Genomic DNA, 13857 nt, shown 5'->3' on the forward strand with positions numbered 1-13857 from the left:
TAGCACAATTGCACTACATGGCAAGTATGCTAGGTGTGTTTTTTTGTTACTAGGAAATTATTTTTGCGTTTTTGCTCGCGTCTGATACTGGATACTTTTTTTCTTCTGTAGAGATTTAATTGTGCGTCTCTAGTTGTAATTTTTCGTTGCTTCAAAGACCATGCTTGTGAACTACCCCAACTAATTGCAAGCAATATAGTTGGGGCTTCTAACTTCATCGGGGATTGCGTCTAGAAGGCAAGAAATCTTACCTCCTAGTCGTCTTACATCCCCTCCATCAGCAGTATCGCTGGTTCCCAACGACAGTATCCGTAAGGCTTCATTTCTAATATTTATCGAGGCGTTTATGTCACGGTCATGAATAGTTTGACAATGCTCACAAGTCCAATTTCTAAGATCAAGCGGTAAACTTCCAACTTGATTTAGGCAAATATTACAAGTCAGGGAAGGGGACTGTTGATTTGTTGGTGAGACTTGGTCATAGGCTGTCTCAGACTGTTGATAAGTCGCTGTTGATTTGGCACGAATGTTCGCTCGATGGGGACGTTACCAAATGTCGAGATGTTCGTTAACCTCAAGACTTATCAATAGGCTGAGGTAGCCTGTGACCAAGTCGGTGTTCGAGTTACCAATGAAGCAGAGTTTTCCATAGATTTTGTAGTGAAGGGAGACGAGAGATCTCCCGTAGCGAAAAAAGCTGTGGAAAACTCGGTCTGGGGAAAAGAAAATACTGTCGAGCGTAGCGAGTCCGCTCGGGCGCATCATTTGTTCGTCTCTGGTGACTGTTTTTTCTCCGTTCGAGGTGAATGTGGGGGAGCTTCCTCCCCCTTGTGTGGTTAGTATTCAGATGGCAGCATCAATACCCCTCCGTCTCGGTACCACCTCATACCAATCAGGTAGAAGCAAATTTTTTCTAGGGGAAAATCGGTGCAGGGAATCTTCTGCTCGATCTTTACGTCACCTTTATCCCGCTCGCAGGTGAGAAGCGCGGAGCGCTCGGGGTTAACAGTGAGCGTCCAAAACTGATATTCCTGAAGAGCATGGTCATTTTTAATATCGGGGTGGATTTGCCACGAACCGATCGCGTCTAGTAACCAGTAGGCTCGTCCCTCGTCAGCAACATATTTCACCCCATCGGTGTACTTAAAAGGATGAAAGGGGTTTTTCCAGTAGTTTTCAGTTCCATAGAACTGCTCTAAATTGTTCAACGTAATCATAAAAAGCCTCTAAAAGCCCTAATTGAGTCACTCAATAGGGCGTTACTCTCTGATACAACGGGCTTTGAGCGGTATTTGAAGCGTTCTGCTCTCTGCGTTGTGATGAGAGTATAGCACAGGTGCTTATATAGGCAAGAAAGGGGGCTTGATTTTTTGTGCTTTCGAGTTTTTTTTTGCTGAGAGTCGTTTTGAGATTGATTAACCCAGAATTTTAAAAATAGATTTGTTGACTGGCTTGTTTGTGATGTTTCCCATGACGAATACTTGTTCTATCATCGTTGCTATGTTACTTTCTGTGCCACATCACTACCCTTGTGGTTACTGTTTGTGGGGACAGAATGAAAACACTAAAGGCAATTCGGGATAAGGCGGATGTCAGTGCTTATTCCATCGCCAAGACATTTAACATCTCGTCGTCGCGCATCTACGCCTATGAGGGGGGCGAAGTACCTCCCGCAGTGAATTACCTGGTGAATCTGGTGCGACTCGTCGGCATGGATTGGCGAGAGGTAGGGAAACTCTTAGAAGCGGAAACCCCGTTAGATGTGAGATGTGTCTCGAAAGAAAGAAAGCCGACTCGCTCTACTGATAAGCTCAAGGGTTTAGCCCTATTTGAGAAAAAAATTAAATGAGATCGCTCCAATCAAAATACTCTCGGCTCAACTGCTTTATTGCACAAGGAAAAATTTCTTCCATCTGTGCAAGCGGAGCATCTTATGTAAATAAAGCTATCAACAACCCAATGCCAACCCTAAAGGGCATGGTGCGGGCTTGTTGCCCCTTGCATTTCCCAAAAAGTTCTAAATTTTAGCAGTAAAGAGGAAGCATGGGACTGATGCGTTACTCTCGCGGGTAGCAGATTGCAGGCTTCGGCAAGCCGTTACCGCACTTATGGGAGACGATTACCGGACTTACGGGAGACGGTTAACGGACTTACGGGAGACGATTACCGGACTTACGGGAGACGATTACCGGACTTACGGGAGACAGTTACCGGACTTACGGGAGACGATTAATGACATAACCTCATGAAATCGTTGCCAAAACCGCTTGTAGACTATAAGACAATAATAAGACATCTAGACACACGCGGCTTGAAAGGGGGTTATAAGTGTGTGTCCGAGCGATAGGGGTGAGTATGGGAACGCCAAAGCAAAAGACAGAACGAAAAGTCATCCCGCTCATGCCGATTCGGGTAGAACGAGAGTTTCTAGACTTTCCCTTGCATAGACTCACGGGAAGAGGCAAAAATAATACTCTGGAGAAAATCGAAATTGAAGGAGTTGACCAAGATGGAAATCAGCTTCTTTGGAGGGTGACGGCAAACGCCCAGTATGGAGCACCAGGGGAGTTGGCCTATAAGCTTGACCGACTCTACATTGACCGACTCTTGGACAAAGCAGGGACTAAAAAACCCAAATATATCCCCTTGGGAACGATAAGCGAGATCGCCAAAGTGCTGGGTCGTGATAACAGTGGGCATTCATTGCGCCAAATCCGAAATGCCCTCAAACAGAATGCCTTGGCGGGACTTGAAATTAAGAAGACGATCATCCTCAAGGACGGGAGCGAGGACTGTTTTGAAGGATGTTTCACGCGATATTCTGTATTCTTCAGAGGAGAGAAACTCCCCAATGGTTCCCGCGCCGATCGGACTTGGATTGTACTCTCCGACCCCTGGCATTGGCTTTTAAACAGCGTCGGTACTCGTCCTCTGAACTACGAGTACCTACAAATACTGCCTCCTATGGCACAGCGATTTTACGAGCTGGTGACTCCGAAAGTATTCGGCTGTCTGAAATATGGCAGGCCGTTTGCCAGATATACTTATTCTGAATTCTGCCGCAATGCGCCTCAGACAAGGTATCTGAAATGGGAGCAGGTCAAAAAACAAATGTACAAGGTGCTTAGACACCATAAGAACTCAGGATACTTAGAAAGTGTTGGGTATCAGCAATTCAAAGATGAAGTGGGAAGGCTCGACTGGGAGATGCAACTGATTCCTGGACCCTTAGCTCTGGAAGAATTTGACAAATTCACAAGGGGGAAGGTTGAGGCGAGGGCGAGCGGGCGAAAAGCCCTTCCCCAGAAAGATGAACTGAGCGAAGAGGAAAAAAAACAGCGAGAACTCGTTGTTCGGTTTTGGAAAGCGAAGGGTATTGAGCCAAAGATATTCCTCAAAAAGGATCTCAAAATAGCCAACGAACTCTTAGAAAGACTTGGACAAGAGAAGGCTTCCTTCGTTGTCGAACACGCGGCAACGGCAAAAAAGCCCGCCGATGTCTTTGGTGGGGTAAAGTATCACCTTACCCAAGCACTGGATGCCTTTGAAAAGCAGAAAGAGAAACATCGGCACCACCGGCTCAGAGAGCAGAGGAGGCAAAACACGGAAACCGCACCCTATTCTCAGGAAGATCTGCTCAAGAATTTGGAAAGGTTCAAGCTTAAGTGGAGACCGCCAGATTGACCCCAAATAACTTCTCCCCGTTGAAACATGGGGGGAGAAATGAATCGGGTGCTGAATGTTAACGGGGCGTTAACATTTTGTGGTACGGAGGTCGCTAATTTGTAATACACTATACGGATAAGTACCCAAGAATACCCCCAAATGTGGTATGCTCCACGAATTTTTGCCCTTTAAAGGGGTAGTTTCTAGAGGTGTTCCACGGATGTTTGTGAATGAATATCAGGTGCTTAAGCTTACGTGGAACATCGCCAGATTTGCCAGCGATTTTCCCGAAAAGGCGTGGAACAAGCATCTCCCGATTGCTCTCTTCGTATAATACTATAGTAGTGGCTTTATCGACGATAACCAGCCCTCTTGCGCTTTCTCCGAAGCATCCGCTCGATCCGTCGCAGTTGCTTGAAGATACCCTTGAAATTGAGTCGCGGCACTGCAAGCAGTCGGTCAGCCTTCGGTGATAAAGCTGAAGCGAGGATCTGATCTCGAAGGCGTTTGTAACATCGCGCTGAGAATCGAACAGATGGCTTGCCGTCAATGACCCTCACCGTATAGTCGCCGATGCGGACGGGGTTCTTTCGGAGATCGACCGGGCGCTCCTCTTGAAAGAGGGGACTCTCGCCATCTGTCGCCAGGAGCAAGAATAGATCTCGCCACCGCAGGTACTTGACCTTAGCAATTCCCTGGCGATGCCGCCGCATCGCTTTCATGCGATCTCGCTCGACCCCGTACTTGACCATCAATTTCCGGTCAACCCGCTGCGGGTCTTTGTGCTTCGGAATCCGACCCCGCACGACATGGAAGTACCCAAAGCGCGAGGCAAGGGTAACTACGCGCACGACCAGTTCGGCGCTGCTGCCGCAGACAAACTTCACGCTCTATGAACCTTCATCAAAAACCTGAGACTCAAAATGTTAACGGGGCGTTAACACTCTACCGCCTCTGTCAAAAAGTGAGAATTGATTAACGGCTCAATTCTCAAAGCACGATGGAAAAACCAAACGGGCGAACCACAGTTGGCCAACCTTTGTGTGAAAAACAGGCTCTGACTTTACCAACGACCTGAAACCTTTGCCAGTGGGCGCTGAATTTTCAGTGGGTTAGATGGCAAGTCCAACTCACCAAAAGCCAAAACCAAACCTTATAGGTAATCCTTATGGATAAAACCTCGTATTGTGCAAAAAGCACGGTTAACTAACCCCTGTGACCCACAAGAGATAGTAAGTTCTCATATAGACGTAACAACGCTCGTGAAAACGAGACGTTAGACCACAAGCATTGTTTGTCGCCCAGATGAGTGAAGATGATGCCGAGCGTCCAAGGGAATTCCGTCACTCCTCCCGAAGTGGTGGTATTCCCCGCAGTGGACGAGTCGGGCTTCTTATTTGGAAGGGTTTACCCCTGTCAGAGCTTTCGTCTGCGTTAACCTCACCGATTACCAGTTGGCGAGACCGCACGGGTTGAGACTGCTCTGCCTCGAACACCGCTCGTTCCGAAGATCGAATCCTACTTGCTCCCCGCTCCCAGACTGAGGAATCACGACTCGTGACAACGAGCTTCCGAAGTAATCACCTCCGGCCTCCCCAGTCCTTCCCGCTTTAGTGTTAAGTGTTGAACGTTCTCAGGTGTTGGTAGCCGTTAAGACGGCAGACACCACAAGCTACATTTTGCGATCGCCTTTGGCGTACCCTTGGGGCATTGCCATTGCGACCGATTTCAGCTCCTCGAACTTACAAGCAGGAGCTTACCAGCTTGTGGGTTTTTCCCACTCAAGCTCACCTCTAAACGTACTTACCCGCAAGCACTCACGCGCCTCTCATGGTTGAGCTATTCACCGTCCCTGTTTCCAGAGAACGCCGGGGCTTGTCAAAAAGCCTCGGTCGGATGTGTCACCACAGCCGAACTCCCCACGCGGGTCAAGGTTGCACATCTCGAAAAAGAGACCACGCCCCCTTGCTAGGATTTTCACCTATTCACCAAACACGGCTCTTCCTAGTACGGAAGAGTCTGTCAGCGTCGCCCAAGGTCAAACCTATGTACCCTTTCGGGTATTGGTTGTGGCGCAGGTCTGAACGAAACCAATGGCTCGGCAGATGCTGGCCGACAACCCAAAAACCTCAAGAAAATAACGAATTAGGAATGGGATAGAACAGAAGAATTAGCTGCCTTCGGCAGGTTTACGCATCTGAGCCTCCCTCGCACCGGACGAGCCACTTAGCATGGCATCCGGCGCTACAGGTGCAGAGGATAAAGTGGCGATTACTCCACATTCCTTTCACGGTTGGTAAGACCGCTCCCTGGAATTCCCCCACCTCCCAAATAAAGAAGCCGCTCGTCTATACGTTGAGACAACAAAGCAGCTACGGGATAAGCCCGTACTACCATTGTAACACAGTGACTCATCGCGCCGATAACACTTTCTTGCGTCCTTTCCGGGGGCAGAGAATTTACTGCTTTCTTACATACCAGAAAAAGGGTTTTCTGTTTAACCAGTTAACTGGTAAACTGTTTTTAATGAAAACCAGCTTACCAGAAAGGTAGAAAGCCAATGAAGATCATTACCGTCACAGGATATAAGGGCGGGGTAGGAAAAAGCACTACAGCGATACACCTCGCCACCTTCTTTAGTGAAAAAGGCAAAACCATCCTCGTGGATGGAGATCCCAACCGTACAGCGATCGCCTGGGCAGATAGGGGAAGCGTTCCCTTCACTGTTGCCGATGAACGGCAGGCGATGAAAATGATTCGCGATTCAGAATACGCGGTCATCGATACCCCTGCGCGTCCCAACACGGACGATCTTAAAGAACTTGCCAAGGGATGTGACCTGCTCGTTCTGCCGACATCACCAGACGTTCTGAGTTTACAGCCCATGCTGGAAACAGCCCGCGACCTTGGCGATGCCAACTATCGGGCTTTAATTGCCATCATTCCCCCGAAGCCCAGCCGAGAAGGTGAATTAATGCAAAAAGAGCTTGAAGATGGTGGAGTCCCTGTCTTTACAACAATGGTCAGAAGAACGGTCGGGTTTCCCAAAGCAGCCCTCGCGGGTGTTCCGATTAGGGATATAAATGAACCACGCTTTAAAGAAGCGTGGAAAGACTATGTAAGCCTTGGCAATGAAATTCTGGAGATTCTCAAATGAGCGGAAAATACGGCGATTTAATTAGAGAAGCCAGAAAGCCAGAAAGCCAGAAAGACGGTTTACTGGTTAACGAACAAGAAGGAAAACCAGAAAGCACGTTCGCTGAAAGCGCACCTTTGGAAACCGCTGGCAATGAATCTGATGTTTCCGAAAATAAGCAAGTCAACCTGAGTATCAAGGTGCCTGAATCCTGGCGCCGTCATTGGGTTTCTGAAGCAAAACGCCAAGGCACTAGCCTGACGGCTGAAATAACGGAGGCTCTGAAAAATAAATTCGGTTTGCCAGAAAGATAGTTGACCAAAAAACCAGAAAGCCATTTTTCTGGTTTACAGTAATGCTGTAAAACCAGAAAATTAGGGATGAGAGCACTCCAGCGGATGCCTCATATTCCGACGATTTTGGAGAACAAAGCCCAAGTCACCGCGTAAGCAAAGCATCCCTTGCCCTAAAAATCGCTGCCGCCTCATCAGGACTCCGACCATCAGCGTGTAACAAAGCGGCAACCTGCCGGTCGAGTTCTTCACTGTCGAGGACGAACGGATTGGCGAGTCGAACTCGATCGGCATAGCTGAGGTACCTGTCCCGCCAGTGCGCATCTTTGTCGAGGTTTTCCACCCTTGGTAGCGATGCCAATCGCTCTTGATATCCTCCATCACTCATCTTAATGACCTCCAACACGTACTGCCTCGCGTGCGCCTCGTATGATTCCCACGCAGGGGAGCTAGGTTCAGGTCGTATCTTCAATAGAACATCACTGGTACTGAGGAGGGCGGCTGTTTCGGCAAGGGTACGACCATCAGTATTGGCCAACTGCGCGACCTGAAGATCGAGGGCAAGTCCAGGGGCAAGCTCTGGGTTTAGTTCATAGGCTCTTCCTACATACCCGATGTACTGAGCGCGCAATTGTTCTCGCACCCTTTCGACCGGAAGTTCCCCACCTAACTCACGTTCTTCGCCCAACCGACGCGCTTCAATCTGCCAAGGAGACTGGAAGGAAGAGGGATCGGCGCGGATAATCGCCGTGTTGCTGGGAGTTGAGGTAAGGGTGGCATCGAGAACTGGTTGCTTGCCACGAGAGAGTTGCGCTCCGTACTGACTGCGGATCATGTCCGCACTTTGAGGGCTTAAGAGTCCCAAGGGAGAACGGTTAAGTGAAACGAGGAGTCCGTATTGGGTCGATTCGATGGTCAGCGATGCTGACTGTGACTCAAAGCGCACTCCTGCATGGCAAAAACGAGGTACTTTGCGGATCTCAAGTTCTGTACCGTCAGAGAGAGTAGCGATCGCGGAGGCGGGTGGAGCAAGTTCTACCACCGCGTGAAAGATAGTGCCGACAGAATAGTTGGGCGACTCCTGCTGGAAGGGAGCAAGGAATTTGCCCTCGATGGCGATGCCCCGCTTGATGGTGATGCTGCCGTCTTTGGCGGCAATCGGCTGCTCGACCACCTCGGCGATGACCTGTCCTTGGTCGAAGTGGTGTCCCCGGTGTTGGTTGGTCGGGTACTGAAGTCCAATGACCTGGAGCTCTCGAAACTGGAGTTCCTTGAGTTGATTGAGGGACTCTTCAGGAAAGAGGCTGAAGGCGACAACAGACTTCTTCGAGCGGTACTCATCTTTGGTGTGTGCCGCGTGCCAGAGAGCGGCCGCCAGGTGGCGACGCTCTTCGGGTGAGTGTTCGCTACGCACCATCGCCACATAGCTTCGCAAGCTGCGCCATCCCGCTTCAATGCGAGACTCGGTAATTGCGGGGCAGATTGAGACGGTGGCACCGTCAAATCTCATGCCTGCCTTTAGTTGCGAACCGTGGGAATCTGCGAGGGAAACTGCACCGAGGATGCAGGTTTGTCCATTGATGAGAGCTTGGGCGAAGAGATGGTTCGGGATGTCATCTTTAATGCTGGGAGGGCGAGGGATGAGCCGCACGTCGAGACTCTGGGAATTGGCGAGTAACTCTAAGGTGGGGAAGGCATCGAGGTGAGTTATGGCGATCTCCTTGCGGTTGTGTTCCAGGGTGAGGTGGGGAAGCCTGCGCTCTGGGTCACGGGTGAGCGCATCGCGCAGGGCAGCAACCGAGGAGAGTTTCTCGTTGTATGCCTCCTTAATCTCCCTGCCGATCTCGTTCAATCCTAGTGGCGGTTCGGGAAAGAGACGGCGGAAGAGGTGGATGGGGCGGGAGGAGAGGTGGACTTGGGCGAAGTGCTGGTTCACCAAGCGAGCCATCATGCCGACTGGACAGAAGGTGCTGGCAGTGGCAGGTTCATCGCGATAGAGCGCGTCATTCTTCTTATCCTTGATGAAGGATACGGGGATGCAGTTGCCAACCCGTTTGCAGGCTTCAAAGAGTACCATGTTAGGGCGTGCCGAACTCTTTGGCCCGTCAACGGCTACTTGGAGTTCGTTGGAGAGGTCGCAGACGATTTGGTGCTGGATGGTGCGGACGTGGGTCAGTACGTCCTGGGTGTCAGTGGCAGACAGAGATTCCTTCCCGGCATGGCGAGCAATCTCCTGCATCGGCTGGTGGTAGTGGTTGGAAATAGTTAGCTTTCCCTCCCTCAGTTGCTCACACTGCTGGGCATAGTAACGGGCTACCTGCTTCAGGTAGTTCGGCAGTGTAGTGGTGGGGCGGTTCAGAGTATCGTTGTAGATCGAGACGGCTCGCATGATCTGGTTGGCGATCGTTCCCACGTCATTGTGAGCGCAGCGGAGGGCTATCTCTTCAAATGAACCGTGGTAGGCGACCTTATGCCGTTTCACGACATCGGGATAGCGTTTTTCTGGGAGGAGTTTCTCCTTAATCTCAGCAGCCAGTGCGGGGTACTTATCCGCCCGTTCAAAGGCGAGGCGATCGCCATCAAAGTCAGCTTGTAAGTGCTTGGCGGCGGTTACTGGGTTGATATGAAGACAGCCGCGGAGGCTCATCAATTCTGGGATGTGGCGGTTAGTGAGGATGATGACCCCATTGCTGTTGACTAGAGGCGAGCGGGTGAGGATGAGTTCAGTTCCATCAGGCATGAGGGGAACGCAGACCTCGTTATCGGCAAGTTTGTTGCAGGGTTGTGCCAGGGCGGAGTGGAATTTGATGCCGCCGGAGTAGGCGAGTTCTGTCCAGCGGTTTTGGGCAAAGGATTTCAGTTCATCAATGACAAAGGGGTGTTCCAACAGTTGCCCGTAGTGAGCGAGATCCGTCTTGAGGATGGCATAGAGCGTCTCCTCTCGGGACATTCCCTCTGGGTCAGTTTCAGCATCGAAAAGGGCATCAAAGGTAGTTCCGAAGAGGTCGAAGCCAGACTCCCGGGCTGTGCGCTGTTCTTGTTTCTCTTCGTAGTAGGTGATGAACTCGCGGGCTAGGGCATGGGGAGAACCGAGGGCAGCCTTCAGTTGTTGTGCCTTAATTTCTAGCTTGGGTAGGATGTCCTGAGTCACCCCAACGGGATAGTTGACTAAAACCTGTGCGCCGAGTTTCTGCCGCCCATATTCGGCTTCGATTTTGACACCGAGGCCGAGGTCGAGAAGGTAACTCCCTGGAGCGATCGCTTCCGCTCCCTTGCGCCCCTTGAACATACTGGTGGCAAAGATGAGGTCATACTGTCCGAAGTTAAGCTCTCGTGCCACAGTCGAATCTGCTGCGACCTCAATAGTTCCACCCAGTCGTTCAATTCGACCGTCGGGAGCAAGTGTTCCTTTGGCGATACGGTAGTGGTCGTTTCCTTCCTGAGGACGGATGCCGAGGCGAAATTGGATCGGCGTATCGGTCCGGGAAGTAAATTGTTCTGCCAACGATAAGCTCATCTTGCCCCAACAGTCACCGACCAACTCTCTGGCGAACTGGCGATCGCTCAAGACTCCATTACTATCGCCAGTTTCATGGTCGATGACGAGAACGCGCATCCGGCGTAGTTCGTGGAACGACTTACACGGCGTGAAAGGAAGACTCCCATAGGCTGCCCGATCCGATGGAGTAGGGTAGAGGAGTTCCCCAATCGGCTGGTCGCTGAAGTACATCCGCTGTCCCGAAGAGAACTGGAGCGACTGCCCACAGTATGGGCTTAGGTGCTTTGGTTCTGTAGTGTCGAGGTTAATATGTCCTACTGAGAAGTGAGCCTTCGGGAAAAGGTAGTTGGCAACGCAGTAGGAAATGGCTTCAGTAAGTTCGAGTCCCACACGAGTGGTGGTATCGAAATGGTGCAGGGTGAGCATAAAACCTGCCATAAAACCTGGTAAAACCTAAAAAAACCTAGCTACAAAAGCGTAGCGAACTAGAATTGCGCAGACTGAGCCGGTCCGCGTGGCTCAACGTTCTTCGATTCCTTCTGCTGTCGTTTTAGCAACCAGGGTGCAGGGTTGCGAATTATGCTCACCAGTCCTGCGAGAACCTGATTGTAGGTGGTGTAGAGTTCTTCACCCTTCTCCTTGGAGATGTAGTTGCACTCGACGGCAAAATCGATCCAAGTTTGAGTCTCTGCGGTTTCTGCCTCACAGTCGTTGAGTTTACCGACAAAGGCAGCTTCGTAGCGCCGTTTCCTCCAGGCTTCCGCAAGGTTAGCGCAGATGGAGCGGGAAGAACGGCGGATTTGGTCAGAGAGAGCGTAGCGTTCTTCTACAGGGAACTTTGCCGTTAGGTCAAAAACGGTCATGGCAGCATCGAATGCCAGTTGATATACCCGTAATTCTTTGTGGTCGATGATGGGGCGTTTGGTGGCAGGGATTTCGTCGTTCATAGGGAGAACCTCTCAGATTATTCCTCAGTTAAAACCAATCTCTTCTTGCACCCCACGCGATTAGACGGCGGGGCTACCATAGAAGAGGCATCACCACAGTTATGGAGAGTTCACCCCATGTTGTCTCTTGAATCTCTAAACCGACTTCATTTTTCCGACGGATGCGTCCGCCCTGAGTTTCGGCAGAAATTACTTGACAGCGGCATTACGCCAGAGCAAATCGCTTGGCTCGAAGAGGATGCTGCTGAGGAGATGGAAGAATGGAGGCGTAGGAAGGAACGGCTGAGTAGAAAGGTTTCGACGATCTGGTTTGAATAACAACCTGCTTACTGCAACACGTCGCCTTCTAGCGATGGTGAATTACGTTTCCTTAGTATCATCCTGTTTGCCCTCCTTCATTTGAGCTAACCTCATTGCAACAATCTGCTTATTTTTTTCAGATATCTCCTCGATAGGATTGCCATCGATGTCGATCCGATGAGTTTCTCTCAGGATTGCTTCTAGGTAGTGAGGAGAGCTGGTATAGATTCCGAGTGCCGCCCAGAGGGAACGCCGTCTAAATTCGGCTCTTTTAAGAATATCGACGTGAATGTTCATTCTGAGGGGCTTGATTAAAGCTGGGTCTGACGTGAAACAATTGGGAAATAGAGCTATAAGCTCTCTAATGATCGCCTTCAGGGGAGTCCTTTTTTTCGACGATTCAGGTTGCTTCTGTTCTGTTTTAGTTTGCTCTTTTTTAGGTTTAGTAGTTGACCCCTTCTTTTTCTGCGTCTGCTTCTCTGCTTTTTGTTTCGGCTCTTCAGTTTTCGGAGCGGCATCGGGTTCCCGGCGACGCAGGGCAACGATTTGTGGTTTACTGGTGGAATTGGCGGTTGACACGATCTCTCTACTCCGTTTGAATATCCTTACTGTCAATTTTATGCCAAACGTTGATAGGCCATAGCGAGCCAGGATTTACCTCTACCACCGCCAACCCTCAGATCGCTTTACATGGCTAGCGCCACAACAATCCACATTATGTGGACAAGCCATGCAGTGCATACAACTTACGTTAGACCTATTTGGTGCAGCACCCTTTTCCGTTGCTGTACCCAAATCTATTGTAACTAATACTAGGGGAAGGGTTGGAACGCCCCTCATTCCTGTGGGGGAAGAAATCGCTCGCATTCTGGCAGAGGAATCTCCGGTAACTACGGCAATACTCTCTCAACTGATGACCCGCGAGATGGGCGGGACAGATGCCAACGGGATTTGGCAGTGGAAGGATGCTTATGAAGCATTGGAGGTTGGACTGGTTCTTTACTTAAGAAAGTATGGGAAACAGCTCCTCTCTGGTGATGGCCACCAAGCCCTCCAGTGGCTCTCAGAACTTCAAGCCAAACTTCCTACCCACACCCGCCGCTCGGAGGATTCCTATCTCTACCAACAGTTCTCGACACCATTGCCGATGGGATATGTGGTCAATAGAGCAGCGCAGTTGAGGCGCGGCGACACGGTGCTAGAACCCAGTGCTGGCAATGGCCTGCTGGCGATCTTTGCCGAACTGGCGGAAGCCAGACTCATTCTGAACGAGATTCACGACGGGAGACGGCGCAATCTGCGGGAACTGTTCCCAGATGCACCACTAAGCAGTCATAACGCCGAACAAATAGATGACTATCTCGATTCTGCTATTAGGCCGACTGCCATCCTGATGAATCCTCCCTTTTCGGTTAGTCCAAAAGTCAAGAAGCGTAATCCTCTGGCGACGTGGCAGCATATCATCTCGGCGCTCCATCGGTTGCAACCAGGAGGGAGGCTGGTGGTAATTACCGCTAACTGGTTCTCTCCTCACAACCCAGACTGGGCAATCTATTTCGGGCGACTAAGTAAGTTTGCCCACGTCGCCTTCTCTGCGGGGATTGAAGGGAGAGCCTACGCCAAACACGGAACAACGATTGAGACGCGACTCACGGTCATTGACAAGAAGCCGAAGGATGATAGGGGAATTATCGTCGATGGCTGCTTGAGCCTACCTCAACTCCTAGAGCAGATTGAGAGTTCGGTGCCGCTGCGGGAGGGGGCCGATGTAACGGCGGAAACGCGACTGAGTAAATGTAACGGAGCAGAGCCAGCACCGCTCAAGCTCGAAGCACCAGTTGTTTCAATCAAGGCTGCTCCGACAAGCACCGCCCCTCAGGTTGCGAAAGATGTACCACCTCGCATAGAGGAGAGCAATGAGACTGTCGAGGTAGCTTATGACACCATCGACTGGAACGGAGCGGGCCGCGAGTTAGGAGAGGGAATCTATGAAGCCTACGAACCGCAATCCATTAA

At 50.6% G+C, this 13857-nt stretch carries 11 protein-coding genes and 1 pseudogene; 6 read left to right on the forward strand and 6 right to left on the reverse strand.

What is annotated here, in order from left to right:
• Positions 1-180: 180 nt before the first annotated feature.
• Complete coding sequence (locus tag IM475_RS17580; RefSeq protein WP_287728565.1) at positions 181-528, reverse strand: zinc ribbon domain-containing protein; 348 nt, start codon at positions 526-528, stop codon at positions 181-183.
• Positions 529-836: 308 nt separating this feature from the next.
• Entirely contained in the window at positions 837-1217 is a 381-nt protein-coding gene (locus tag IM475_RS17585) for a DUF6876 family protein (RefSeq protein ID WP_287728549.1), read from the reverse strand.
• 338 nt (positions 1218-1555) lie between these two features.
• Between IM475_RS17585 and IM475_RS17590 the strand changes: the two genes are divergently transcribed.
• Both IM475_RS17590 and IM475_RS17595 read left to right on the forward strand, forming a co-directional pair.
• Positions 1556-1849 (forward strand): helix-turn-helix domain-containing protein, encoded by a 294-nt coding sequence (locus IM475_RS17590; protein WP_287728550.1) that lies wholly within the window; start codon positions 1556-1558, stop codon positions 1847-1849.
• Between the two features lie 506 nt (positions 1850-2355).
• Positions 2356-3684 carry a hypothetical protein gene (locus tag IM475_RS17595; RefSeq protein WP_287728552.1) on the forward strand — a complete coding sequence of 443 codons (1329 nt, stop codon included), beginning with the start codon at positions 2356-2358 and terminating at the stop codon, positions 3682-3684.
• Between the two features lie 332 nt (positions 3685-4016).
• Here IM475_RS17595 and IM475_RS17600 read toward each other — a convergent pair whose 3' ends face one another.
• Positions 4017-4553, reverse strand: a complete 537-nt coding sequence (locus IM475_RS17600; protein ID WP_287728553.1) for a hypothetical protein — start codon at positions 4551-4553, stop codon at positions 4017-4019.
• Between the two features lie 418 nt (positions 4554-4971).
• Between IM475_RS17600 and IM475_RS17605 the strand changes: the two genes are divergently transcribed.
• The 3 genes from IM475_RS17605 (at position 4972) to IM475_RS17615 (ending at position 7116) form a co-directional block, all read left to right on the forward strand.
• Complete coding sequence (locus IM475_RS17605; RefSeq protein WP_287728554.1) at positions 4972-5142, forward strand: hypothetical protein; 171 nt, start codon at positions 4972-4974, stop codon at positions 5140-5142.
• 1084 nt (positions 5143-6226) lie between these two features.
• Positions 6227-6823, forward strand: a complete 597-nt coding sequence (locus IM475_RS17610; protein ID WP_287728555.1) for a nucleotide-binding protein — start codon at positions 6227-6229, stop codon at positions 6821-6823.
• On the forward strand, positions 6820-7116 hold the full coding sequence (locus IM475_RS17615) for a hypothetical protein (RefSeq protein WP_287728557.1): 297 nt from the start codon (positions 6820-6822) through the stop codon (positions 7114-7116). Before IM475_RS17610 ends, IM475_RS17615 begins: the two co-directional genes overlap by 4 nt.
• Before the next feature lie 124 nt (positions 7117-7240).
• On the opposite strand, the gene IM475_RS17620 is transcribed toward IM475_RS17615, so the two are convergent.
• The 3 genes from IM475_RS17620 to IM475_RS17630 form a co-directional block, all read right to left on the reverse strand.
• Positions 7241-11032: a hypothetical protein gene (locus IM475_RS17620; RefSeq protein WP_287728559.1), complete on the reverse strand. Its 3792-nt coding sequence runs from the start codon at positions 11030-11032 to the stop codon at positions 7241-7243.
• 47 nt (positions 11033-11079) lie between these two features.
• On the reverse strand, positions 11080-11541 hold the full coding sequence (locus IM475_RS17625; protein WP_287728561.1) for a four helix bundle protein: 462 nt from the start codon (positions 11539-11541) through the stop codon (positions 11080-11082).
• Positions 11542-11901: 360 nt separating this feature from the next.
• On the reverse strand, positions 11902-12420 hold the full coding sequence (locus tag IM475_RS17630) for a ProQ/FinO family protein (protein ID WP_287728563.1): 519 nt from the start codon (positions 12418-12420) through the stop codon (positions 11902-11904).
• Between the two features lie 265 nt (positions 12421-12685).
• On the opposite strand from IM475_RS17630, the pseudogene IM475_RS17635 reads away from it, so the two are divergent.
• Positions 12686-13857 (forward strand): annotated as a pseudogene (locus IM475_RS17635) (methylase); the annotation flags it as partial.

Source organism: Microcystis sp. M061S2 (genome assembly GCF_020245605.1).
Lineage (GTDB): Bacteria > Cyanobacteriota > Cyanobacteriia > Cyanobacteriales > Microcystaceae > Microcystis.

What these genes read in the sequence shown, in the direction of transcription:
- IM475_RS17585 (WP_287728549.1), bottom strand. Translation starts at nt 1,217, where the DNA reads ATGATTACGTTGAACAATTTAGAGCAGTTCTATGGAACTGAAAACTAC.
- IM475_RS17615 (WP_287728557.1), top strand. Translation starts at nt 6,820, where the DNA reads ATGAGCGGAAAATACGGCGATTTAATTAGAGAAGCCAGAAAGCCAGAA.
- IM475_RS17590 (WP_287728550.1), top strand. Translation starts at nt 1,556, where the DNA reads ATGAAAACACTAAAGGCAATTCGGGATAAGGCGGATGTCAGTGCTTAT.
- IM475_RS17625 (WP_287728561.1), bottom strand. Translation starts at nt 11,541, where the DNA reads ATGAACGACGAAATCCCTGCCACCAAACGCCCCATCATCGACCACAAA.
- IM475_RS17595 (WP_287728552.1), top strand. Translation starts at nt 2,356, where the DNA reads ATGGGAACGCCAAAGCAAAAGACAGAACGAAAAGTCATCCCGCTCATG.
- IM475_RS17610 (WP_287728555.1), top strand. Translation starts at nt 6,227, where the DNA reads ATGAAGATCATTACCGTCACAGGATATAAGGGCGGGGTAGGAAAAAGC.
- IM475_RS17620 (WP_287728559.1), bottom strand. Translation starts at nt 11,032, where the DNA reads ATGGCAGGTTTTATGCTCACCCTGCACCATTTCGATACCACCACTCGT.
- IM475_RS17605 (WP_287728554.1), top strand. Translation starts at nt 4,972, where the DNA reads ATGAGTGAAGATGATGCCGAGCGTCCAAGGGAATTCCGTCACTCCTCC.